Below are 24,090 nucleotides of genomic sequence, written 5' to 3'. Positions count from 1 at the left end.
CTTAGAGCCAGCCCTTCCAACGGAAAAAGAGAAACGGGATGATTGCCGACATCAGCATGACGACGAGCGCGAGTGGATAGCCAAACGTCCAGTTCAACTCCGGCATGAGCTGAAAGTTCATTCCGTAAACCGACGCCACCAGAGTGGGCGGCAGGAACACGACCGACGCGATCGAGAAGATCTTGATGATGCCGTTCTGCTCAATGTTGATGATGCCGAGAGAAGCGTCCAGCAGGAATGTCAGATTGCCGGAAACGAAGGAGGCATGTTCGCTCAACGACTGGATATCCCGACCGATCGATTTGCTCTGTTCCCTCGCTTCCTTGTCCTGCTGGACCTGCCCACTTGTGGACAGGAAAGTCTGCAGGCGTGCAAGGGAAGCAAGGCTGTCACGAACCTTGGAGATCAGCCGGTGATAGGCGGCAATGTTCGTCAGTCGGTCTTCCAGATAACGCGGCGCCTTGCGCTTGCTGCGCGCCTGGCTGCCGAGAAGATCGGCGGCGAGATTGTCGATGCCTGCCACCGAGTTTTCGAGAATTTCCGCCGTGCGATCGACGATGGTTTCCAGCAGTTTCAGCAACAGCGCGGTGCCGCTGCGCATCTCGTGCGGCACGCGGGTGATGGCGGCGGTGAAGAGGTGGAATGATTTCGGCTCGGCATAACGGATCGTCACAAGGCGCTTGCCGGCAAGAATAAAGGCGACATCTGTCAGGCGCGGACCGTCGGAATCTGCCTTCCAAACCAGAGAGGCGGTCATGAAGACGTTGCCATCTTCCATGTAAAGGCGGCTGGAAGGTTCGATATCCTTCAAATCCTCGCGGGTGGGCAGCTCAAGCCCCAGCAGTTTTTCAACATACTGCTCTTCCGTCCTCGTCGGATTGATAAGGTCGATCCAGACGATATCGTCGGGAATCTGTTCACGGCCGTCGTCTGGCGACAGGCTGATCGCCTCGCAGTTGGCGCGATAGGCTTTTATCAATCCGTTTCTCCGGTCCGCATCGCTGGCTTCAGCCGCAATGCTGCTTAACATATCCTGTTCAAGGTCGGCAAACCTTTGGACAACACTTCAGGGAACACCGGAACGAGCGGGATTTTCACATCCCGCCGGACTGACGGACCAAGAACCAAACGGCGCAGGGCTATGCTCCCAAAGCGAGACCCAATCAAGCAATATTTTCTCGCGACAGCATTGCAGGCGATGCATCTCTGGCGTTCAAATGCATCGGCCTTTCCCGAAGCCACCAGTTAACATATTGTTTTTAAAATATATCCAGGCAGGACAACCGTCCGGCCTTTTTTCTTCCTTAACCGGTACGTTATTCGAAAACGATTTTCGGGGCGGCTTTTCTTTCGCCCGCACCGATGCGGGCCCAGACTTTTTCCGCAATATCGCGGTAGATGGCGGCCTGCGGACCATCCGGCTCGGCGGCAACCACCGGCGTTCCGGCATCAGACATTTCACGGATGGAAATGGTGAGCGGCACTTCGCCGAGGAACGGCACGCCAATCCGCTCAGCCTCTGCCTTGGCACCGCCATGGCCGAAAATATCATAACGCGCGCCGGTATCCGGTGCGATGAAGTAGCTCATATTCTCGACGACGCCGAGCAGCGGCACTTCCACCTTGCGGAACATGGTGATGCCCTTGCGCGCGTCGATCAGCGCCAGATCCTGCGGCGTGGAGACGATGACGGCGCCGGCGAGCGGCACCTGCTGGGCGATGGTGAGTTGCGCGTCGCCGGTGCCAGGCGGCATGTCGAGCACCAGCACATCGAGTTCACCCCAGGCGACTTCACGCAACATCTGCATCAATGCGGATTGAACCATCGGCCCGCGCCAGATCATCGCCGCTTCCTCATCCACCAGAAATCCCATGGACATGACCTTCAGTCCGTAATTTTCCATGGGAATGATGATGCGGTCTTCCTGCTGCTGCGGGCGTCCTGAAATCTTCAGCAGTCGTGGCAGCGAGGGGCCGTAAATGTCGGCGTCGAGCATGCCAACCTTGAGGCCCAGCGCCTGCAGGCCCAGCGCCAGGTTGACGGCGGTCGTGGACTTGCCGACCCCGCCCTTGCCCGAGGCAACGGCGATGATCGCGCCGACGCCGGGAACGCCGACCTTCGACGAGCCGGGCTGCGCGGGCGGGCGGCCGGTTGCAGCCGCAGGGCGCGCGGGTGCTGGTGCCGGGCGCGCCGGTGCGGGTTGTTGTGTGCCGGGTTTGCGATCCGCCGTCAGCGCGACGACGGCACCGGCGATACCCGGAACGCCCTTGGCGGCCTGTTCAGCCGAAAGCCTCAACGGCTCCATGTCGGCTGCCCTGTCGGCCGGGACGGTAATAGAGAAATAGGCTTTCGCGTCGGCGATGAAGATTTCCGAGACCATGCCAAGCGCCACAATGCTTTTGCCGCTGCCCGGATAGATGACTGCCTCCAAAGCCTTTTCGACCTGGTGCTTGCTGACCTCTGCCATATGTTTACTCCGCTACATCATCCCGCCGGATATGGGCTGCATTCCGCGCCATCCATAGACAAACGCGGCCCGTTCGCCAATGCCAAACCGCAAACAGCGGATCACCGCGACGGTTTATTCGCAGACTTCAGATTTCGTCGTCCATATCAAGCGTTTCCGGATCGAAAACCCGACCATCGAAAAAACAGTCGGGGCCGAGGACAAGACCCGAGCGTGACGCCCCGACATGGACCGGCTCCCGCAACGTGCCTTCCAGCTTCAGGTTCGCGCCCGGCACCGGCACGAAAAGCGGCTTCATCGCCTTGCGGAAGATATCCGGCCGATAGGCATTGCGCGCGGCCTCCACCACGGCTGCATCGAACCGGCGATCGGGGGGCACCTCGCCCCAGCGCAACATCTGGCTGAAGAACCACAGCGCCTGGCTTTGCCAGGGGAAATTGGCGGCCTTGGCGCTTGTTACGAAAAACTCCTGAAAACGCTGCATGTCCCTTTGCGAAGTGGAAATATAGCCCGTCAGCGCCGGAAGCAAGAATTCGCCGTTCTCGTCAATATAATGGGGGGCGGCAAGAATGCCGGTAAGTTCCTCGATATTGGCGGAGTTGGCGCACCATTCGCCGGCGCGATAAAGCGAACGCAGCAAGCCTTCCAGCACAGTGGCGTTCTCTTCCGCCCAGGGCCGCTTCACGGCCAGTATCTTTTCAGGCGCATTGTGCCAGATCAGCGCTCCCGTGGTGACGATCCGCCCGCCGCCACCCAGCACCACAGCGCTGCCCGCCGGTTCGGCGGTACAGAGCGCATCGACCTTGCCGCTTTCCAAAAGCGCCGGCATAGCCTTCGGCAGGGCTTCAACGATTTCCATGTCGCGGCCGAGCAGCACACCGCAGCTTCCGAGCAGATAACGCAACGCATAAAACGGCGTGGACACGATATCCTCTATCGCAAAGACCGGCGGTTTTTCACCCGCCGCCCGGCGCGCGGAACAGACACGGGCCATCGCCCGCCCGAACGCGGCCGGGTCCGGCAGCTTCATGCCCTCCCGGTAAAGCTCGTCGAAAAATCCGTGCGAAACGGTCGTTGCCGATCCGCCAAGGGAAAGAGTGAAGACGCCGACAATATCGGCCGGCAGGTCATCGAGGCCAACCGCGGAACCGACGGGAACCGCGGCGGGCAAATGGGCGATCTGAACCTCGTCCCCGCCAAGTGCTGCAAGCACGGCGCGCGCGGATTGTTTTCGGATGAGTTCCAGTTCGACGCCTTCGTCGGCAGCAAAGCCTTTTTCGGCAGCGGCTATCAGTACGGCGCAATCGACAGTCGGAGAAAACCCCGCTTTTATCCTATGCCGTTCCGGCAAACGATTTCTCCTTCCCGGTGATTCGAAAGAAGGATCGCCCAGGAACCCATTTATCACAATGATAAATTTGCGGTTTCGCTATTTAATCAGACCGACCCGGAGCGCCTTTGCGACGGCTTGGGTGCGGTTGACCGTATCGAGTTTTTTCGTCGCACGGTTCAGGTAGTGATTGATGGTATGTTCCGAGAGCATCATGATTTCAGCGATCTCGGCGCTGGTCTTGCCGGCGGCCGTCCAGTTCAGACAATCTATCTCGCGCTCGTTCAATGTCTCGGGAACCCGCAGGTCAAGGCGGCGGATTTCAGATAGCCGGGCAAAGATGTGGCTGGAAATGTAAAAAAGTTCCGCTAGCTGGCTGGTGGGCAAAGTCGTTTTGTTACCGGAAAAGGACACCGCTCCCCGCATCGTGGTGATGTCGTGAACGGGGAACCACACCGAATTGATCATATCGAACCGCTCAAAAAGTCCGACGACCGGTTTCTTCGGCGCGTTTTCGTCGCCGCTGACCAGAAAATCCAGGGAGACGGAAAAGGGTGTGGTCGATTTCTTTAACTGCGCCATCACCCGGCTTCTCTGCAGCATGCCCTCTTCATCATAACGCTGCAAAAGCTCGGCCGGCCAGCTGGTGATGATGGTGCATTGCGACAATTCGCTCGCCATTTCGGCCGAGAGGTCAAGCACCATGAAGGCCTTGAATCCCCAGGCTTCCGTCAGCCGTTTCAAAAACCGGAATATATCGAATTGCGTGTTGAGACCGGCGATCTCGCGAACGCAATCAACACCAATCGACTGAACGGCGGCCGTCTCTGTTTTCTGCATGAAGCGGTTCTTCAAAAAAGAGAAAATACCGCCGCAAAGGCCTGCCTTCGTGCGGAAATTGCGCGGATGTTACTCGCCAAAATGATTCATGCAAACAAAAGTTGAAACTTAATTCCGAATAATCGAAAATAAGATTTCACTTACACGCATCGGCGCGCGATCTGCCGTTTTTGGAGCGGAAACCAACAGCTTCACGCATCCATTTTTCTCAACCATTCGCAACCGGAGATAATCTGCAGGCAAGTTCCGCCGAAATTTGATCGGCCGTTTCGCGCACCAGAGGACCCCATTTCCGCAGTTGCTCCACATCCACGCGATAGGCTGGGCCGGTGACGGAAATCGCCGCGAGAAAATTGCGCCCCGGCGCCCATACCGGCGCGGCAACGCAGTGGATGCCGATTTCATGCTCCTGAAGGTCGAAACCGTAGCCATTGCTGCGAATGGCGGCCACATCCTGCGCCAGCATTTGCGGGGTTACGATCGTATTTTGCGTGAAGCGGTGGAAGTCCAGCTCTGCGGCAAGTGCAGCGAGTTCGTCAGGGGAAAGCATTGACAGCGCGGCCTTGCCCACCCCTGTGCAGTAGGCGGGGGATGTCTTGCCCACATGCGAATGCATGCGCAAAGTATGCTTGCCCTCCATCTTGTCCAAATAGGTGACTTGCCCGCCGTTCAGAACGGCAAGATGCACGGATTCCTGCGTCGCCTCCTGCAATGCCGCCAGATGCGGCGCGGCAACGCTGCGCAGATCATTGCCGCTCCAGGCCTTGGCAGCCAATTGCAGCAGCCTCAGACCCACGACATAGGTCTGGTCGGCGACATGATCGACCAGACCTTCGGCCACGAGATGGGCGAGCTGGCGGTGCACCGTGCCGCGCGGCTGGCCGCAAGCCTCGACAACGTCGGTGAAGCGCATCGGTTTTTCGGCAAGGGCGATAAGCTCCAGAAGCGAGACGGCCTTACCAAGCGTGCCGGTTACGCTTTCCTTTTTTCGATCCAAGGCAGGAACCACCTCATGCTCGCTGTCATTTGGGTTTTTGTGATCGGGCATGGCAACATCCACCGTCATCTGTCTTGACATAAGCCTGCGGCCAAGAGAATAATTCCACTTAGTAAAATCTAGTTCCAAATAATGGAACAATCAAGCCCCTCACTGGACGAGACGATGTCGATGATGCAAGCCCATTTCCCTGACCTCAAGGACGCGGGCGTGCTCGTCACCGGCGGCGGCTCCGGCATCGGGGCATCGCTGGTGGAGGCCTTTGCGGCGCAGGGCGCAAGGGTCGCGTTCATCGACATCGCCGAAGAGCCGAGTGTGGCGCTCGTTGCGCGGCTTGCTCATGCCGCACGCCATCCGGTCCATTTCTTCAAGACCGACCTGCGCGATATTGCGGCGACCCGGCAGAGCGTGGAGGCGGCAGCAGCTGCAACCGGCGGCATCAAGGTGCTCGTCAACAATGCCGCATGGGACGACCGCCACGACATCGATACCGTCACAGAAGCCTATTGGGATGCCAATCAGGCCGTCAATCTCAAGCAGATGTTCTTCACGGTTCAGGCCGCCTTGCCACATCTGCGGCAGGCGCAGGACGCAGCCATCATCAATTTCTCCTCGATTTCGTTTTTGCTGAACATGGGCGAGCTTCCTTCTTATGCGGCAGCCAAGGCCGGCATCATCGGCCTGACGAAAAGCCTGGCCGGACGGTTGGGGCCGGAAAATATCCGCGTCAACACGCTGCTGCCGGGCATGATCGTGACGGAACGGCAGAAAGAATTGTGGCTGACGGACGACGACGTCACCTCGACCACGGCACGGCAATGTCTCAAGCGCACGCTTGTCGCCGCCGATCTGGTGGGTCCGTGCCTGTTTCTCGCATCATCGGCATCGAGCGCGATCACCGCGCAATCCATAATCGTAGACGGAGGCCTGTTATAATGTCTGAACCCGCTTTTATCGCCGTCGACTGGGGCACGACCAGTTTCCGGCTCTGGCTGCTCAGCCGGTCCGGCGCGGTGCTGGCTGAGCGCAGAAGTGCTGAAGGCATGACGACGGCCATGCGGACCGGCTTTACAGAGGTGCTGCAATCGCATCTCGATGCCATCGGCGCACCGGAAAAACTGCCGGTTCTTATCTGCGGCATGGCAGGTGCGCGGCAGGGCTGGGTGGAGGCCGGTTATATCGACGTGCCTGCATCGCTTTCAGCGGTTCTTGATGGTGCGGTGCGCGTGCCGGGTCAGGAACGGGATGTCCGCATTCTGCCGGGGTTGGCGCAGCGGGACAAAAACGCACCTGATGTGATGCGTGGCGAAGAAACGCAATTGCTCGGTGCACTCAGCTCCGCCGGTGGCGGCAGGAAGCTGGTCTGCATGCCCGGCACCCATTCCAAATGGGTAACGGTGGATGGCAGCGACGTGACGGGCTTTGCCACCTTCATGACCGGTGAGCTGTTCGAGGTCATCTCGAAACAGACCATCCTTTCCCATGCGGTGGCGGAAGCCGACGCCTTTACCGGCGAGCACGAGGTATTCAGGGCGGCCGTGCGCGACGTCTATGCCAATCCGCAGCTCGCCACCAACCGTCTGTTCACCCTGCGCTCCGGACAATTGCTGCACGGCCTCACCGCGACAGACGCCAAGGCCAAGCTTTCCGGCATCATGATCGGACTGGAAATCGCCGGTGCGCATTCCTCCGTACGGCGGGACACGCCGGTGGTGCTGATCGGCTCCGGCGCGCTCGGTGCGCTTTACGAGGGTGCATTCGCAGCCCTTGAGATTCAATATACTGTCATCGACGCAGACGAGGCCGTTCGGCGCGGGTTGTTAGCCGCCGCAAATGCCATCTGGTCATAGATTATTCAGTGGAGCGGAATTCCAGGCGAAAACCGCTACCGCTTTTCGCTATCCCGCTCAAGGACGAAAGACCCACCATGCGTATCCCCTTCCCCGCCATGAAATATCCGCTGATCGCCATCCTGCGCGGCCTTAAACCCGAGGAAACAGAAGGCGTCGTCGGCGCGCTGATCGAGACCGGCTTCCGCGCCATCGAAATCCCGCTCAATTCGCCCGATCCGTTCCGCTCGATCGAGATCGCCGCGAAGATGGCGCCCGCCGATTGCCTGATCGGCGCCGGCACCGTGCTCAGCACGGAAGACGTGGATGCGCTGGACGCCGCCGGTGGCAAGCTGATGGTCAGCCCCAACGCCGATGCCGACGTCATCACCGCCGCGCGCGTCAAGGGCATGGTGACGATGCCGGGCGTTCTGACTCCGACCGAGGCTTTGGTCGCCGCAAAGGCCGGAGCAACCGGGCTGAAGTTCTTTCCCGCCAGCATCATCGGCCCGTCCGGCATCAATGCGATCCGGACGATCCTGCCGAAGGATCTGGTCATTGCCGCCGTTGGTGGCGTCTCGGACAAGAATTTCGCCGACTATACCAACGCCGGCATCATCGCTTTCGGGCTTGGCACCAGTCTCTATAAGCCCGGCATGACGGCTGCGGAGGTGCGCGAGCGCGCCATCGTCACACTTTCGGCCTATGATGCAGCAATTGGAGGATAAAAGCATGGCGACCGTTTTTCCCTTTGCCGGACGTGTTCTTGACGAAACGCCGATGACGCTTGGCGAAGGCCCGACTTTCGACCCGGCGACCGGCACGGCCTGGTGGTTCAATATCATCGGGCGCGAACTGCATGAATTGCATCTCGCCTCCGGCCGCAAAACGGTGCACGCCCTGCCCTTCATGGGCAGCGCACTGGCGAAAATCAGCGACCACAAGCAATTGATCGCCTCCGATGACGGCCTTTTCCTTCGCGATACGGCAACCGGCGTGTTGACGCTGCATGCGGAGCTTGAAAATGACATGCCCGACAACCGCTCCAATGACGGGCGTATGCATCCCTCGGGCGCGCTGTGGATCGGCACCATGGGCCGCAAGGCGCAAATCGGCGCGGGCAGCATCTACCACGTTGCCAGGGGAACCGTGACCAAGCTTTTTGCCGATGTCAGCATTCCAAATTCGATCTGCTTTTCGCCCGATGGCGCGACCGGATATTACGTCGACACCAAGGTCAACGAGCTGATGAGGGTGCCGCTCGATGCCGAGACGGGACTTCCCACCGGCAAGGCAGAGGTGTTCATTGACACCGCCGGCATCGACGGTGGCGTAGACGGATCGGTCTGCGATGCGGAAGGGCATATCTGGAACGCCCGCTGGGGTATGGGTGCGGTCGATCGTTACGATGCCGACGGCAACCACATCGAACGCTATCTGGTGCCAGCGGGACAGACCACCTGCCCGGCCTTCATCGGCCCCGATGCGTCGCGCCTTCTCATCACATCCGCCCGCGAAAATCTTGACGACGACGCCATTGCCGCCAATCCGCAGCACGGAAAGACATTCGAGCTCGGGATTGAGATCAAGGGCAGGTTCGAGCCGCTCTACCGGTTGTGAAGCGCGGCGCGTGCCGCCTTCTCATTCCTGTGCTCGTCACAGGGATGAGGTTGGGGAGGTCCCTACAGCCTTATGTGCAAGGCCATTCCATTTCTCAGGGAATATCCGACAGGATCTCGCGATAGTTTTCGTGAAGGTAGCGCTGCGTGGCGGCGGCATCGGCGGGGCGGCCGTAAAAATAGCCCTGCCCCATAGCGCAGCCGAGCGCGCGCAGTTTTTCCTCTTCCGCCTGCTCCTCGATACCCTCCGCGACGACCTCGAGATCAAGCCCTTCGCACATGGCGACGATGGCCTTGATGATATGTTCCGAAGGACGGTCGCTGCTGATGCGGGAGACAAAGGCGCGGTCGATCTTGACCTTGTCGAAGGTAAAGTCGCGCAGACGGCCAAGGCTCGACTGGCCGGTGCCGAAATCGTCGAGAGAGATACGAACACCCGCACCCTGCAATTCGCTGATGATGCGCTGCGCGGTATCGGCGGATGTCATGACAGCGGTTTCGGTGATTTCAAGCTCCAGCCGGTGCGGATCAAGGCCGACACGCGACAGGATGGACAGAATATTATCCGCTGTGCCGGGGTCCATCAATTGCGCGGAAGACAGGTTGAAGGACAGGAAAAGCTCTCGCGGCCAGAACAGCGCCGCTTCCGCCGCCTTCCTCAGCAGCGCTTCCGACAGCGCGTCGATGAAACCGCGTTCTTCGGCCAGCGGCACGAAAACGGCGGGCGACACGAAACCGAGATCGGGGTCGTTCCAGCGGGCGAGTGCCTCGAAACCGATGACCTTCGCTTCTTCCAGCCTGACGATGGGCTGGAAATGCACGTCGATCGCATCGGTGATGATGGCGTTACGCAACGCCTGTTCCAGCTGGGTGGCGCGCTTCATTTCCTGCGCAATCTCGCGCGAATAGACCGTTATCTGGCCACGACCACGGCGCTTGGAGCGGTAAAGCGCAGTCTCGGCGCTTTTCAGCAAATCCTCGAAATCATCGCCGGCGAAGGGATAGATGGCAAAACCGAAGGAGGAGGAAAGCCGGACGTTGCGGTCGCCGAGATCGTAAGGCGCAGAAAGCACGTCCTTGATCATGTTGCCGATGCGCTCTGCGCCGGTGCGTTCGAATACCAGCGGCAGCACGAAGGCGAACTCGTCGCCATCATGGCGCGTCACGGCGGCGCCATCGGGAATGCAAGCCTTCAGCCGATGCGCGACCTGGCACAAAATCTCGTCGCCCGCCTGCACGCCGAAAAGATCGTTGATGGGTTTGAAGCCGTCAATATTCGCAATGCCGACGGTGAAGGGCGCGGGATCGCTGGAACGCTCGCTGGCGAGCATGCGGATTTTGTCCCGCAAACGGTAACGATTGCCAAGCCCCGTCAGCGGATCGCTGTAAGCCATCGCCTGCAGCTCGTTCTGGCTGACGTGCAACGCCTGCGGCTCTGCCCGTTTCATTCCTGCATCTCGTGAATCCCGTGTCGACCGCGATCACAATGCAGGGCAAGTATTAAAAAAGCCATAGAACCGCGCACCGAAAATGCGTCGGCGTTTCCGCAAGGCCAGCGGCTCGAACAAAAAAACCGAAATGGAGGAGCTTCAGGCTTGCAGCCGCAGGGCATCCTTGCCGAAAAGGCGCAGAAAAACGGCATCGACCATATCGGGACTGACGGGTTTCAGCAGCATGTCCTCCATGCCCGCCGCCAGGCATTTGTCGAGATCGCCCTCGAAAGCGTGGGTGATGACGCCGACGATGGGAATGCGCTCGTCGCCGGCCAGTGCACGCATACGGCGGGCGACCTCGAAACCGTCGATATCGCCAAGCGTGGTGTCGAGCAGGACGACGGACGGCGCCTGTTCCGCAAAAAGACGCAACGCCTCCTCACCCGACGTGGCAAGCCGCCAGGACAGCCCCAATCCCTCAAGGATTTGTGAGAAGACGATCTGGTTGACCCTGTTGTCCTCAACGAGAAGTATCTCGCAGACGCCGCCAGTCTTGAGGATTTTGGGCAGGTCCTCGGTCATGATCTCCCAGTCCTCGTCGGAGGACTTTTCCTTCGGAGACGATTTGAGGCCGACGGCGAGATAATGCAGCAGCGAAGCGTCGATCTCCTCTTCCTCGATGGTGACGACCGGCAGGTCATGCGCAGCCGCGATATCGAGGCATGTGACACTCATCTGGGCGTCGACAACGACGACATCGATGCCGACGCCTGCGGAAGCGGCGATATCGATGAAACTACGCTGTTCTTCCTCGCTCCTCACCACGGCATGATCCATGCCGCTCGCGGCAAGCCGGTGGCAGGCGGCTTCGGCAAAGCGCCCGTTTCCGGAAACCACCAGCACTGCCTTGCTTTTCAGCAGACCGCCTGCGGAATCGCGATCTTCATCCTTGCCATAGGTGGAGGCGACGAAATCGACATGTTCGAGCGAGGGGATAATGGGCATGCCGTTCGCGTCGATGGTGGCGAGCGCGGTCACGTCCTCCATCGTCGTGACCAGAAAATGCCGGCCAGGCCGACCCACCCGCTGCTTGCGAGTAATCGTCAGCACCTCTTCACCATTCGCGCGCCTCACCCTTTCGGGAAGGATGCTCGGCGTGCCGCTGTCCAGCACCATGCGATCGGCAGCGTCGATCCGGCCTGCGACCTGGCGCGAATGCAGATCGAAAACCGTGCGGCCGAGAATGCTCTCTGCACTGGTCTCGACCATAGTGCAGGCGGCTTTATTTACGGCGACATAGGCGAGGTTCCGGTCCTTGACGAGGACCGGAAACGGCAGATTGTCGAGAATGTCTTCGATCAGTTGCACGCGTTCGAGGTCGATGCGCCACTGTTCTTCTCTTTTCTTCTGTTCGGAAATATCGGCAACGACGCTGATGCCCAGCCCGGAAGGCAGGCGGTTCATGACGAAGCGCAGGAAGCGCTCCCCCTTCAGCCGCTCGGTTTTTTCAGACCTTTCCTTCCAGTGCAGCGCCAGCCGCTCGCCAATCCATTCCTCGCGTCCCAGCTGCCGGGCATTGGCGGACAGGCTTTCCGCTTCCAGAAGATAACAATCGTAAAGCGCGCTCAGATAGTCGCGCAGCCGCGCGCCCGGCCCGATAACGGCCTCTTGCAGTGGAAAAAAACTCAAAAGCTTCCGGCTTGCGAAAACGATGTGATCGTTCCGGTCGTAAACGACGATCGCCGCGCCAAGCGCGTCGCAAAGGGCATCAAGCATCACCGTATGAACGCCCGCGCCGGAGGACGCCAAATCACTCAACTGCAAACTCCCACCTGTTTTCAGGGTCAGGCTTATGTTTCTATTGGAATCGTCCGAGGCAAATGCCGGGATGAAACGGTAAATTCCGCAAAAGAGACATCAGGGTTCGCTACTTGAAGCAGTCTTGAGGGGAAGATGACGTTCACCCATATACGACGTCACACCACCCGGCGAAGGGGGGCCTCGTTCCTGCAGTCATTTCAAGCCGCCTCACCATATGCAAGGCCGATTAAAGGCGGATTAACGCTTATCCTGACGTTGAACGGAAATGATCAAACGCCGGGCAGGCCGCAAAACATGTGCAAACTTTCACCACTTGAGTTTTTTGCTTTCGAAGCCGTGACGAATCCGCGAAAATGACGATCATGGCCATCAAGCAGCTTTCAGAAACCCTCATCAACCAGATCGCCGCCGGCGAGGTCATCGAAAGACCCTCCAGCGCCACGAAGGAGCTGGTGGAAAACGCCATCGACGCGGGCGCAACGCGCATCGAAATCGCCACGGCGGGCGGTGGCAAGGGACTGGTGCGCATCACCGATAACGGCTCCGGCATGTCGCCTGCCGATCTGGAGCTTGCGGTCCGACGCCATTGCACCTCGAAAATATCCACCACGCTTGACGATATCCGCACGCTTGGCTTTCGCGGCGAGGCCCTGCCCTCCATCGGCTCGGTTGCCAAGCTTTCCATCACCAGCCGGCAACACGGCGCAGAACAGGGTTCGGTGATCTCCGTCACCGGCGGCAAAGTCTCCGAGGTCCGGCCCGCCGCGGCCAATGCCGGCACCATCGTCGAGGTGCGCGACCTGTTTTTCGCGACGCCCGCACGGCTGAAATTCCTGAAAACGGAGCGAGCGGAGGCAGCCGCCATTACCGAAGTCGTCAAGCGGATGGCAATTGCCTTTCCGCATATCCGCTTCGTGCTGTCAGGCACCGACCGCTCCACGCTTGAAATCCCCTCCACCGGCGACGATCATCTTGCCCGCATGGCGCAGATTCTCGGTGCCGAGTTCAAGGACAACGCCATCGAAATCGATGCCGGGCGCGAGGATGTAACGCTCTCCGGTTTTGCCGGCGTGCCGACCTTCAACCGCGGCAACTCGGCGCATCAATATGTCTTCGTCAACGGTCGCCCGGTGCAGGACAAATTGCTGTTGTCCGCCATTCGCGGTGCCTATGCCGAAACCGTGCCGCACGGGCGATATCCGGTCGCGGTGCTGTCCCTGACGCTCGATCCCGCCTTTGTCGACGTGAACGTGCATCCGGCGAAATCAGATGTGCGCTTCCGCGATCCCGGCCTGGTTCGCGGGCTGATCGTCGGTGCGATCCGCCAGGCGCTGACCCGCGACGGTGACAGGGCGGCGACGACTGGTGCCAGCCAGATGATGAACGCCTTTCGCCCCGGCTACAGCCCGTCCAATCTCCGACCGTCTGCCGCTGCGACATGGTCCGCCGCGGCCTCGCCTTCCCGACCGCTTGCCGTTTCCGGGAACATGCAATTTGCCGAGGCCGTGCAATCGCGCTTTTCCGACATCACCATGCCGACCGCGCGGGCAGAACCCCGCGAGGTTTACGAGGCCTCTGCAAGCCCGTCGCTGGAACCGTCACAATATCCGCTCGGCGCCGCGCGGGCGCAGTTGCACCAGAACTACATCGTCGCGCAGACGGAAGACGGCCTCGTCATCGTCGACCAGCATGCGGCGCATGAACGGCTGGTGTTTGAGGAAATGCGCAATGCGCTGCATTCCAGACGCCCGCCTTCACAGGTGCTGCTCATTCCTGAGATCATCGACCTTCCCGAAGAGGATTGCGACATGCTGATGGATCATGCGGCTGGTTTCGATGCGCTGGGACTGGTCATCGAGCGTTTCGGGCCGGGGGCGGTCGCGGTTCGCGAAACGCCGGCGATGCTTGGCGAGGTGAACGTGCAGGGGCTGGTGCGGCAGCTTGCCGACGAGATCGCTGAATGGGACGCTGCCTCCACGCTTGCCAACAAGCTGGAATATGTCGCCGCCACCATGGCTTGCCACGGCTCGGTGCGTTCAGGGCGGCGCATGCGGCCGGAGGAGATGAACGCGCTTTTACGGCAGATGGAAAACACGCCGGGTTCAGGACAGTGCAATCACGGTCGTCCGACCTATATTGAGCTAAAACTTTCCGATATAGAACGTCTCTTCGGCCGAAGCTGAGCCTTAACCCGGGGGCAGCAGGCAGGGCTGGCCTTGGGCGTAGCTCAGCGATATAAATTCAAGGGACTGGAGCATCCGGATTGTTCAGGAGAACGCTACGCCGTTTCGGGCTGGATGCACTGACAGGACATAGCAGGAGACGAAAACGGATGAACAGATTTGAGGGAGGCGGAAACCGCATCGCCGTCATCGAATATCTCGACGGTGACTTCCGGATCGTGCAGACCGGCTCGCATGTCATATGCGCCATCACCGGCAAGACCATTCCGGTCGACGAGCTGCGTTACTGGAGCGTCGCCCGGCAGGAAGCCTATGTGGATGCCAGCGCCTCACTGGAGGCAGAGCGCAAGGCTGGTAATTTGCCCGCCTGATCAGGCGCGGAAGCACGCCCGAAATGGCCGCGTGTGAGAACTCTTCTTTTCGCGCTGAGGGCTGCTCAATTCCTGTGACAAGCACAGGAATGAGGGGGGCGAGTGCCCGGCGGCTTGCGTTACGAGATGCTCTAAATTGACGTCCGCGCATTTTCCCGCAGCAAACGGGCGCGGCAGTTGCGCACCGCCGTCTCGATGATCGTTGTGGCCGCATTGGGATCGTCGAACACCATGTCGACCTCGATCACCAGGCTGTTCCACAGCAATTCTTCCGCACGCCCATGGTGTCCGTTAAGACGCACGGCGTCCTTGGCCGTTGTCACCAGCTGCAAGTTTTCCTTATCCGCGTCCTGCAGAAGATCGGCGATCTCATCATCGCTGAAATGGTGATGGTCAGGAAAGGAGCGCTGCAGCACGATTTCGCCACCAAGCCCCTCGACAGTTCGGAAAAACTTGGCGGGATCGGCGATACCAGCATAGGCCAGCACGCGCCTTCCCCTGAAATCCTGCGGTTCCTGCGGCTTTATCGCCGCGACGAAAACCGGTTTGGCGGCCTTTGCCGCGGTTCTGACCAGCGGATCGGCCGCATGGCCGTTGCCGACTTTCAAGAGTCCGGTCATATGCCGCATCTGTTCGGCAAGCGGCGCCCGGACCGGGCCGCCCGGTACAAGATGGCCGTTGCCGATGCCACGCACCGTATCGATAACGACCAACGCATAATCCAGCGTCAGGCGTGCGCTCTGGAAGCCATCATCCATGATGATGAGATCCACGCCCTCCTTCACCAGCCGATGTGCACCTTCCACCCGCTTGCGGGAGATGACCGTCACCGCCTCGCGGGCAAGCAGCAGGGGTTCATCGCCGACATCAGCTGAGCGGTGCTGCGCGGGATCGACGAGGGTGGTGACATCAAGTGTGCCGCCGTAACCACGGCTCAGGAAGCCGGGTTTCAGGCCCTTTGCGGTGGCGGCTCGGGCGATTGCCATTGCGGTCGGCGTCTTTCCGGCACCACCAACGGTGAAGTTGCCGATGCAGATGACCGGAACGGAAACGCTCGCCCGTTTTGCCGTGCGCATCCGCCGGCCGGCAATATTGCCGTAGAGAAGGGAAAATGGTGATAACAGCCAGGCTTGCCAGCCTGCTTTCTGCCACCAGAAAGGCGGCGCTTCAGAAACCATATATGCCTGCTCCCGGCCGCATCACCCACGGCATTGCGCTTAAATTCGATAAGTCACATGGGTATTTGCCAGAAAAAACCCTGAATTGCAAAACCCGGCTATACATGCGCAGCTTGTCTCTTCCCATCTTGTGCGACAAGTGGCGCGCACTGCGGGGACATGACCTAAACAACGCGTTCCGGAAGCAGGGTTTCCAGCGCGGTAATATCGTCGAAACAATAATGGGCGTCGGCGCCAAGGCTTTCGCGCGAGCCGGTTCCGGTGAGAACGGCAATGCGCAATCCTGCGCCGGCATTTCTCGCCATGTGCAGATCGTGATTATTGTCGCCGACCACTGCCACGCGCGCAGGCGCAAGACCAATCGCGTCGCAGAAACCGAGAACCATGCCGGGTTGCGGCTTCGTGCCGTAACCGCTGTCATAACCCGCGACGAAATCGACATCGCTTTCGAAACCGAAACGGATCGCCGTCTGGCGGATGGATTTTTCGTTGTCGCTGGAGGCGATGCCAAGCTTGTAGCCGCGTGCCTTGAGCCTTGCGAAAAATGCCTTGAGATCGGTGACCGGCACGGATTTATCCGCTGCTTCAGTGAATAGCCGGTCGAGCCGCGCAGTCAACTCCACGACATCGCAAGGCGAACCGGCGGCGACGAGACCGGCAGCTATCTCCGCCGTATTGCCGGCAGCCAAAAGACTGTCGGGCACCACATGCCCGGTAACCGGATCCATGCCGCAGGCGGCGAGAAGCTGGTCCGCAAGAACGGGATCGCCCTTGGCCGCAATAGCCGCAAGTTCGCGGTTCACCGGCCCCCAGCTTGCGTCATAGCCTAACAGCGTGCCGTCCTTGTCGAAAAGGACTGCGGCAATCGATCGGGTCGCATCAATCTCCATATCCGCTACCATGAACCGATGGCACTCCGCGGTTGCAGCTTGGCGGTGACTGTGAGCGGGTTGATGTAGGGCTCCAGCGCCTTGACGGTGGCGGAAAGCGCGCCGCGCATGTCCTGAATGACCCGGTTGCCGGCATCGATCATCTTGTAGCGTTCATTGTCGTTGACCAAGAGGTAATGCACCGCCTTGGCCAGCATCTCGACATCGCGGACGATGCGCCCGCCGCCGGCGCGGATCAGCTTCTGATAGGCCTCGCGGAAATTCTGTACATGCGCGCCTGACAGTACGGCGCAGCCCAGCATTGCCGGCTCCAGCGGGTTCTGCCCACCCTCGGCCGTCAGCGAACGGCCGACGAAGGCAAGTTCGGTGAGCCTGAGGTAAAGCCCCATTTCGCCAATGGAATCCCCGAGGAAGATATCGGTTTCCGGCGTGATCACGTCGTTGCGGCTTCTGCGTGCCACGGTCAACCCCATGCCCTTCAGCATGGCTTCCACGTCGTCGCCGCGCTCGGGGTGGCGCGGCACGATGATGGTCAATTGACCGTTGCGCGACTTTATCGCCGCATGCACGGTGGCTGCTGCCTTCTCTTCACCGTCGAAGGTGGAGATCGCCGCCCATGTCTTGCGGGGGCCGATCTGCCTGCGATAGTGCTCGAGCAGAGCTTCGTCGCAAGGCGGCGGATCGGTATCGCCCTTGAGATTGCCGGATATCACCACCGGCCAGGAGCCGAGATCACGGAAGCGTTCGGCATCGACATCGGATTGCGCAACCACCAGCGCCAGCTTGGAGAACAGCGATTCCGCAATGTCGTGCCGGTTGTTCCAGCGGTCGAAGGAACGGTCTGAGAGCCGCGCATTGACCCGGATCTGCGGAATGTGCCGGCGCTCCAGCTCCATCATCGTTACCGGCCAGATTTCCGATTCAGCAGTGATCGCTGCATCCGGTGCCCAATAGGCGAGGAAACGGTTGACCGCGATCTTGATGTCGAGCGGCACATATTGGTGGATCACATCATCGCCAAGCCGGGTACGGGTCAGCTCGGCCGAGGTGACGGTGCCTGTGGTCAGAAGCACGAAGATATCGCGCTTGCGTATTTCCCGGATCAGCGGAATGAGGGCGAGCGTTTCGCCGACACTTGCGGCATGGAACCAGACGAGCGGGCCACGGGGGCGCTCCGCGCTGGCGTAACCGAAACGTTCTAGACGGCGGCGCTTGTCTTCCTTACCCTTTGCGGCCCGATAGGAAAGATAAGGCCGTGCAAACGGATAAGCGGCGATACCGGCAATCCTGTAACCGGAAAGAGCGAAACGTGCGATACGGCTGCTCATGACATTCTGCCCTTGATCATTCCGCGCAATGCCCTGCCCCTGTTCTTTGTTGTTATCGCCGCCTACTTCTTCTCAAATTGCGTCATTTTTTATCATCGGAAACAAAAGCGCGATCACGTTTTCTCGCAACCGAATTTCCTGCCTGCCATTCCGGGCAGGAATCACGGGAAAACTCGCCTTCACCCAATAGTATTACAACGCAAGGGCAAAAGGACTCAATTTTTATCGTCGGGATTGAGAAGACGGTGCATATGCACGATAAAATAACGCATATGGGCGTTATCAACAGTCATCTGCGCCTTGGATCTCCACGCGGTCAGCGCGGAAGCGTAGTCAGGATAGATGCCGACGATATCGAGCGCATTCAAATCCCGGAACTGAACATCCTGAAGATTTTCCAGTTCGCCGCCGAACACAAGGTGCAGCAGCTGTTTCTGTTTGCCAGATTCCGTCATGTCTTGTCTCTTTCTTAAGCTCTGAGAGCCCCTCATCTGCGGGATTTCCCGGCAAACGTCAACCATCGGACAGATGTGAAAACGCTTTCAAAAGCGCGGGAAGCGCATATTCTGCTGCAGCGCACAATGCGGGGTGGTTTACCTCGCGGCGATTATACATCAGGGGTTTTCCATCAAGTCCGACCAGACTGCCGCCTGCCCTTTCGAGGATCAGGTCTGCGGCGGCCAGATCCCACTCGTGCGAGTTCGCCTTGACCAGCGTTCCATCGATGCGGCCATCCGCCACCATCGCCAGCCGGTAGGCGAGCGAGGGCACATGCGGAATGCGCTTGACGGTGCTGCGCACCTCTTCCGGCAGATGCGTAATCACGTCTTCCGGTGCGGCCAGATGGAAGACGCCGGTGTTTTCGCGGGCGGCTGAAATCGGCTTGCCGTTCTTCAGCGCTTCGCCGTCTTCAAGCGCGGTGAATTCCTCTGCGAGTGCAGGCGCAACAAGGGCGGCAACGACGGGTCGGCCCTCATGCACCACCGCGACGCTGACGCACCAGGTATCCCGCCCACCGATGAAGGCGCGCGTTCCGTCGATGGGATCGATGACGAAGACGGTGGAGCGGGCCAGCCTTGTCGTATCGTCATCCGTCTCTTCCGAAAGCCAGCCATATTCCGGCCGGGCGGTACGCAGGATGGTTTCGAGAATTTCGTTTGCCGCGTAATCGGCCGCGCTGACCGGTGAAAGCCCGCCATTCTTCCACCAGACCTCGGGGTCCTTGCGAAAGAAACCGAGGGCCGTCTCGCCCGCCTTGCGTGCGGCTTCGAGGACCAGCCTCAGATCGGAAGCCCAGCGGGCCTCAGCCATATCGTTCATTTTGCCGTCTTTTCCGCGCGCCTCATACGGCGCGCCTGTTTTTCCCTTCGCACTTGCACACAAAGTGCTGGCGAAAACAACCCGCAGGTCGCCTCACTTGCCCGCGATCGTCATGCCTTCGATAGCAAGTGTCGGTGCTGCGACACCATATTTACGGTCGATATCGTTAGCCGGCGTGACACGCATGAACATGTCCTTCAGGTTCGAAGCGATGGTGACCTCGGAAACCGCGAAGGATTTTTCACCATTCTCGATCCAGAAGCCGCTCGCACCGCAGCTATATTCACCTGTGAGCATGTTGGCGCCGTGGCCAATCAATTCGGTGACGTAAAAGCCGGTTCCGACGTCCCTCAGCAGATCTTCCGGCGAAATATCGCCTGGCTCCAGCGCAAGATTGGTTGAGGACGGCGATACCGAAGTGCCACCGCGCACGCCGCGACCGTTGGTTTCAAGGCCGAGTTCACGCGCTGCCGAGGTAGAGAGGAACCAATGCTTCAGCACCCCGTCCTCGATCATCGTCATCTTCTCGCCCCGGACACCCTCGCCATCGAAAGGACGCGACGAGGGGCCACGAACGATCTGCGGATCGTCCGTCAGATAAAGGCCCTTTTTCAGAACCTGCTGCCCCATCCTGTCGCGCAGGAAGCTGGTCTTGCGGGCAACGGAAGCGCCATTGATCGCGCCGGCAATGGCGCCGACGAAACCGCGCGCGATGCGGGGATCAAAAACCACGGTAATATTGCTGCCGGTATCGACCTGACGCGGGCCGACCCGCCGCACGACTTTTTCGCCGGCGCGGCGGCCGATCTCTTCGGCTGCATCCAGATCGGCGTAATAAAGGCGGCTGTCGAAATCGTAGTCGCGCTCCATCTTCGTGCCCTCGCCGGCGATGACACTGACGGAACGGCTGAAACGGCTGCCCATGTAGCTGCCGGAAAAACCGTGCGAGGTGGCAAGGACGAGGCCGCCCATGCCGCTCGATGCGCCAGCACCGGAGGAATTGCTGACGCCCTTGACGGCAAGCGCCGCCTCTTCCGAGGCGAGCGCTGCCTCACGCAATTGATCTGTAGAGACCTCGGTCGCATCGAAAAGCTCGAGATCGTCGTAGGAGGTTGCGAGCCGTTCCCTGTCTGCCAGGCAGGCGAAGGGGTCTTCCGGCGAAACCTTCGCCATCGCCACCGCCCGTTCCGCCAGGGTCTTCAGGTCGAAGCCGGGATTGGCCGAAACGCTCGCCACCCGCCGCCCGACGAAAACGCGAAGCGAAAAATCATCGCTTTCGGAGGATTCGGTACTTTCCACCTTGCCAAGCCGCACGCCGACCGATTGCGAGCGAGAGCGGACGACGACGGCATCCGCCTCATCCGCGCCTGCAGCACGGGCAAGATCGACAAGCTCGCTGGCGCGATCGAGAAGTTTGGAAGAATCTATTTCTGAGGACATGAGTTGGCCTTTCATTCCTGTTCCATTTATTGTGCCATCAACCCCGCATCAAGGGCGAAACGCCGCTTTCTCCATCGACAAGGCTTTGTCGCCACCATATTCGAAAGTCAGCCAGCATGACCGAGCACGACGCTCTCTTTTCCGAACCCTTGCTGCTTCTGGCCGGCGCTGTCATCGCGGCGTCGATTTTCCGCAAACTCGGCCTTGGCACCGTGCTCGGTTATCTGGTGGCGGGCATCGTCATCGGGCCGTTCCTGCATCTGGTGACAGACGCGAAAGATATCTTCAACGTCTCGGAACTGGGCGTGGTTTTCCTGCTCTTCATCATTGGCCTCGAACTCAAGCCATCGCGCATATGGCAGATGCGGCGCGATATTTTAGGGCTCGGGCTGGCGCAGGTACTGGTGACGGGCAGCGTGCTGGCATTGATTGCCTGGTGGGCCGGACTGATCGACGCGCGCGGCAGCCTCGTTGCGGGTTTCGGCCTTGCACTATCCTCCACCGCCTTTGCGTTACAGATTCTTGAAGACGATGGCGACATGAATACGCGGCATGGCAACCGCTCCTTCTCGATCCTGCTGTTTCAGGATCTCGCTATCGTACCGCTTCTCGCCCTTGTGACCATTCTTTCCAACCGCCCGGACGTGCCAACGGATTCAATGGCCTACGATCTCGTCGCCTCCGTTGTCGCGGTGGCGGGCATGGTGTTGGCCGGGCGTTATCTGCTGACGCCGATGTTCCAGATCATCGCCCGCACGGGTGCGCGGGAGGTGATGATCGCCGCCGCCCTCTTCGTCGTCATCGGTGCGGCCGCCATCATGGAGGCGGTTGGGCTTTCGATGGGCATGGGTGCGCTGCTGGCCGGGCTGATGCTGTCGGAATCCTCCTATAGGCACGAGCTGGAAGCCGATATCGAGCCGTTTCGCGGGCTGTTTCTGGCGCTGTTCTTCATGGCCGTCGGCATGTCGCTGCACATCAACATCGTCTACGAGCACATTCTTCTCATCCTGATCGCCGTGCCGGCGATGATGGCTGTGAAGGCGGCCGTAATCTATGGGCTGTGCCGCATCGCCGGTTCGTCCCGTTATGCATCGAGCCGTATCGCGCTGCTGCTGGCGCAGGGCGGCGAATTCGGTTTCGTGCTATTTTCCACTGCCGCCGCCTCCCGCCTGTTTCCGCAGGCGACGGCTTCCATCCTTGTCGTCATCGTGACGCTTTCCATGGCGCTGACGCCGCTGCTGGCAGTGGTTTCTCGCCGGCTGACGGCGGAGGATGCCGATGAGGACACGCTGGACGAGGATTTTGACGGGGCTGGCGCCGATGTGCTGATGATCGGCTTTTCGCGCTTCGGCCAGATCGCCTCGCAAATCCTGCTTGCCGGTGGGCGCGACGTGACTGTCATCGACAGTTCGGCCGATCGTGTACGTCAGGCTTCCCGCTTCGGTTTCCGCATCTTTTTTGGCGATGGTACACGCAAGGACGTGTTGATCGCGGCTGGCATAGAGCGCGCCGATCTCGTGGCGGTCTGCACACATAAAAAGGAAGTCACCGACCGCATCATCGACATGATCCAGTCGGAATTTCCAAGCGTGCGCATCTATGCCCGCTCCTATGACCGCATTCATTCCCTCGATCTCAGGAAAAAGGGCGTGGAATACGAAATCCGCGAGACTCTGGAATCCGGCCTGCTATTTGGCCGCCGCATTCTGGAAGGGCTGGACATGGACGGCGAAAGGGCGCTTGCCATTTCCGACGACATACGCGAGCGCGACGAGGAGAGATTGCAGCTACAGGCCGTGGAAGGGCTCGCCGCCGGCAGGCAGATGCTGCACAACAAGCCGGTGCGCGAAGTGAAGCCCGAGCCACTGATGAAGCCGAAGAACAAGGTGGAAAAGCGCGAGGAAGAAGAGGACGAAGACGAGGGTGAAATAGCAGTCACCCACTAAGCGGCACGCGCTCGCCCATAGCGAATACTCAAGGAGTACCGCTCAAGCCTCCACGCCCTGCCCGCGATGGAACAGTTCCACCTGCATTTCGATCTGCCGTTTCAGATCATCCTTGATCCCGGCGGAAGCGTTCAGAACTTCTTCCGATTTGAGGAAATCCAGCACGCCGAAACGGTGCACCGGTGGGCGCAGGAAAATATGCGGCGGGCGCAATCTGAGTTTCAGGGCAATGGCCGCCTGCATCATCAGCTGACTGGCGCCGAACAGGCTGTCCAGCCGGTTCGGCATGGTGGTGCCGTCACCTTCAGGGCCACCAACCACATCGATGCCGACGATGATATCGGCCTGATCCATCAGATGCTCATAGGGCACGGGATTGAAGATGCCGCCATCGATCATGATGCGGCCGTTAACGCGCACCGGCATGAATAGAGCCGGAATAGCCGCAGAAGCCGCCAGCGCCTGAATGATCTCGCCGGTTTCCACCACCACTTCGGTCTGCGCATAATAATCCGTGGTCACCACTTTCAGGGGAATGGCAAGTTCGGAAAAATCCTTCGGCAGGGCCTGCGGCATCAAGGCGTGCAGAATGAGTTCGAGATTGAACTGGCCAAGACGAAAACCATCTACCGCATGGCGCATGGATGCGGGGCCGAGGCTCCAGAGACGGTTGGCGACCGAACCCTTCCGCCCCATGAGTTCAAGCGTATATTCGCGGATTTCCTTGCCGCTCATGCCGGCCGCCATGCCTGCTGCGATGACGGAGCCGATGGAGGAGCCGGAAAGCGCGACCGGGCGAATGCCTAGTTCGTCGAATGCCTCGATAACGTTGATGTGGCAGATGCCGCGTGCGCCACCGCCGCCGAGCGCCAGGCCGAATGTCGGCTCATGACCGCTCTCGCGACTGGCATCGATTGCCTCTTGCCCGGCGTGAACCATTGTGACGCTGTCGTTTACACCCTGCTCCATGCCAAATACCCAAGACCCTTTCCACGGCAAAGCCTCTGCCTATTCGGCAAACAAGACAAGACCGTGACGCGACGGGAAAGTGCTGCCGTCAGAGCGTTTTCGCTTTTCTTCAAATAGCGAAAACACTC

21 protein-coding genes are annotated in these 24,090 nt (G+C 59.8%); 7 read left to right on the top strand and 14 right to left on the bottom strand.

All coding sequences use genetic code 11. From position 1 onward, the window contains the following. Position 1: 1 nt before the first annotated feature. The 5 genes from corA to G6L97_RS01745 form a co-directional block, all read right to left on the bottom strand. On the bottom strand, positions 2 to 979 hold the full coding sequence (gene corA, locus G6L97_RS01765; protein ID WP_003511691.1) for a magnesium/cobalt transporter CorA: 978 nt from the start codon (positions 977 to 979) through the stop codon (positions 2 to 4). A gap of 337 nt (positions 980 to 1,316) precedes the next feature. After that, entirely contained in the window at positions 1,317 to 2,468 is a 1,152-nt protein-coding gene (locus G6L97_RS01760; protein ID WP_065702785.1) for an Mrp/NBP35 family ATP-binding protein, read from the bottom strand. A 127-nt stretch (positions 2,469 to 2,595) separates the two neighbouring features. Continuing rightward, the gene (locus G6L97_RS01755) at positions 2,596 to 3,819 is read right to left on the bottom strand and encodes a CmpA/NrtA family ABC transporter substrate-binding protein (RefSeq protein WP_111783294.1); all 1,224 of its coding nucleotides are present in this window, start codon (positions 3,817 to 3,819) and stop codon (positions 2,596 to 2,598) included. A 78-nt stretch (positions 3,820 to 3,897) separates the two neighbouring features. After that, on the bottom strand, positions 3,898 to 4,638 hold the full coding sequence (locus tag G6L97_RS01750; protein WP_065658270.1) for a helix-turn-helix transcriptional regulator: 741 nt from the start codon (positions 4,636 to 4,638) through the stop codon (positions 3,898 to 3,900). A 208-nt stretch (positions 4,639 to 4,846) separates the two neighbouring features. Continuing rightward, the gene (locus G6L97_RS01745) at positions 4,847 to 5,716 is read right to left on the bottom strand and encodes an IclR family transcriptional regulator (RefSeq protein ID WP_162686618.1); all 870 of its coding nucleotides are present in this window, start codon (positions 5,714 to 5,716) and stop codon (positions 4,847 to 4,849) included. An 84-nt stretch (positions 5,717 to 5,800) separates the two neighbouring features. On the opposite strand from G6L97_RS01745, the gene G6L97_RS01740 reads away from it, so the two are divergent. The 4 genes from G6L97_RS01740 (at position 5,801) to G6L97_RS01725 (ending at position 9,084) form a co-directional block, all read left to right on the top strand. Continuing rightward, positions 5,801 to 6,571 (top strand): SDR family NAD(P)-dependent oxidoreductase, encoded by a 771-nt coding sequence (locus G6L97_RS01740; protein WP_111783295.1) that lies wholly within the window; start codon positions 5,801 to 5,803, stop codon positions 6,569 to 6,571. Continuing rightward, positions 6,571 to 7,485 carry a 2-dehydro-3-deoxygalactonokinase gene (locus G6L97_RS01735; protein WP_111783296.1) on the top strand — a complete coding sequence of 305 codons (915 nt, stop codon included), beginning with the start codon at positions 6,571 to 6,573 and terminating at the stop codon, positions 7,483 to 7,485. Before G6L97_RS01740 ends, G6L97_RS01735 begins: the two co-directional genes overlap by 1 nt. Positions 7,486 to 7,562: 77 nt before the next feature. Continuing rightward, the gene (locus G6L97_RS01730) at positions 7,563 to 8,192 is read left to right on the top strand and encodes a 2-dehydro-3-deoxy-6-phosphogalactonate aldolase (protein ID WP_111783297.1); all 630 of its coding nucleotides are present in this window, start codon (positions 7,563 to 7,565) and stop codon (positions 8,190 to 8,192) included. Between the two features lie 4 nt (positions 8,193 to 8,196). Continuing rightward, positions 8,197 to 9,084, top strand: coding sequence for an SMP-30/gluconolactonase/LRE family protein (locus tag G6L97_RS01725; protein ID WP_111783298.1), 888 nt, complete (start codon positions 8,197 to 8,199; stop codon positions 9,082 to 9,084). Between the two features lie 94 nt (positions 9,085 to 9,178). On the opposite strand, the gene G6L97_RS01720 is transcribed toward G6L97_RS01725, so the two are convergent. After that, positions 9,179 to 10,531 (bottom strand): putative bifunctional diguanylate cyclase/phosphodiesterase, encoded by a 1,353-nt coding sequence (locus tag G6L97_RS01720; RefSeq protein WP_003519050.1) that lies wholly within the window; start codon positions 10,529 to 10,531, stop codon positions 9,179 to 9,181. Between the two features lie 141 nt (positions 10,532 to 10,672). After that, complete coding sequence (locus tag G6L97_RS01715) at positions 10,673 to 12,292, bottom strand: response regulator (RefSeq protein WP_162686650.1); 1,620 nt, start codon at positions 12,290 to 12,292, stop codon at positions 10,673 to 10,675. A 407-nt stretch (positions 12,293 to 12,699) separates the two neighbouring features. Here G6L97_RS01715 and mutL point away from each other — a divergent pair, with 407 nt between their 5' ends. After that, positions 12,700 to 14,520 carry a DNA mismatch repair endonuclease MutL gene (mutL, locus tag G6L97_RS01710; RefSeq protein WP_111783300.1) on the top strand — a complete coding sequence of 607 codons (1,821 nt, stop codon included), beginning with the start codon at positions 12,700 to 12,702 and terminating at the stop codon, positions 14,518 to 14,520. A gap of 149 nt (positions 14,521 to 14,669) precedes the next feature. Continuing rightward, positions 14,670 to 14,891, top strand: coding sequence for a DUF2093 domain-containing protein (locus G6L97_RS01705; RefSeq protein ID WP_003519053.1), 222 nt, complete (start codon positions 14,670 to 14,672; stop codon positions 14,889 to 14,891). A gap of 131 nt (positions 14,892 to 15,022) precedes the next feature. Here the strand turns inward: G6L97_RS01705 and lpxK are convergent, their stop codons facing one another. The 6 genes from lpxK to G6L97_RS01675 form a co-directional block, all read right to left on the bottom strand. After that, the gene (lpxK, locus tag G6L97_RS01700) at positions 15,023 to 16,069 is read right to left on the bottom strand and encodes a tetraacyldisaccharide 4'-kinase (protein ID WP_111783301.1); all 1,047 of its coding nucleotides are present in this window, start codon (positions 16,067 to 16,069) and stop codon (positions 15,023 to 15,025) included. A gap of 164 nt (positions 16,070 to 16,233) precedes the next feature. Further along, a complete protein-coding gene (locus G6L97_RS01695) occupies positions 16,234 to 16,971 on the bottom strand; it encodes an HAD family hydrolase (protein ID WP_019564232.1) in 738 nt (245 codons plus the stop codon). Beyond that, a complete protein-coding gene (gene waaA / locus G6L97_RS01690; RefSeq protein WP_013635565.1) occupies positions 16,965 to 18,287 on the bottom strand; it encodes a lipid IV(A) 3-deoxy-D-manno-octulosonic acid transferase in 1,323 nt (440 codons plus the stop codon). The genes G6L97_RS01695 and waaA overlap by 7 nt, the downstream gene beginning before the upstream one ends. A 215-nt stretch (positions 18,288 to 18,502) precedes the next feature. Continuing rightward, complete coding sequence (locus G6L97_RS01685) at positions 18,503 to 18,742, bottom strand: DUF4170 domain-containing protein (protein ID WP_019564234.1); 240 nt, start codon at positions 18,740 to 18,742, stop codon at positions 18,503 to 18,505. Between the two features lie 58 nt (positions 18,743 to 18,800). Continuing rightward, the gene (locus G6L97_RS01680; RefSeq protein WP_111783302.1) at positions 18,801 to 19,607 is read right to left on the bottom strand and encodes a 3'(2'),5'-bisphosphate nucleotidase CysQ; all 807 of its coding nucleotides are present in this window, start codon (positions 19,605 to 19,607) and stop codon (positions 18,801 to 18,803) included. A 93-nt stretch (positions 19,608 to 19,700) separates the two neighbouring features. Further along, positions 19,701 to 21,047 (bottom strand): TldD/PmbA family protein, encoded by a 1,347-nt coding sequence (locus tag G6L97_RS01675; protein WP_065658307.1) that lies wholly within the window; start codon positions 21,045 to 21,047, stop codon positions 19,701 to 19,703. 116 nt (positions 21,048 to 21,163) lie between these two features. Between G6L97_RS01675 and G6L97_RS01670 the strand changes: the two genes are divergently transcribed. Continuing rightward, positions 21,164 to 22,993, top strand: coding sequence for a monovalent cation:proton antiporter-2 (CPA2) family protein (locus tag G6L97_RS01670; RefSeq protein ID WP_111783303.1), 1,830 nt, complete (start codon positions 21,164 to 21,166; stop codon positions 22,991 to 22,993). 42 nt (positions 22,994 to 23,035) lie between these two features. Here G6L97_RS01670 and G6L97_RS01665 read toward each other — a convergent pair whose 3' ends face one another. Then, positions 23,036 to 23,962: a patatin-like phospholipase family protein gene (locus G6L97_RS01665; RefSeq protein WP_111783304.1), complete on the bottom strand. Its 927-nt coding sequence runs from the start codon at positions 23,960 to 23,962 to the stop codon at positions 23,036 to 23,038. Positions 23,963 to 24,090 lie beyond the last annotated feature (128 nt).

Source organism: Agrobacterium tumefaciens, assembly GCF_013318015.2.
Taxonomy (GTDB): Bacteria; Pseudomonadota; Alphaproteobacteria; order Rhizobiales; family Rhizobiaceae; genus Agrobacterium; species Agrobacterium tumefaciens.
The sequence above is the reverse complement of the archived record's forward strand: the minus strand, read 5'-3'. Positions and strand labels throughout refer to the sequence as shown.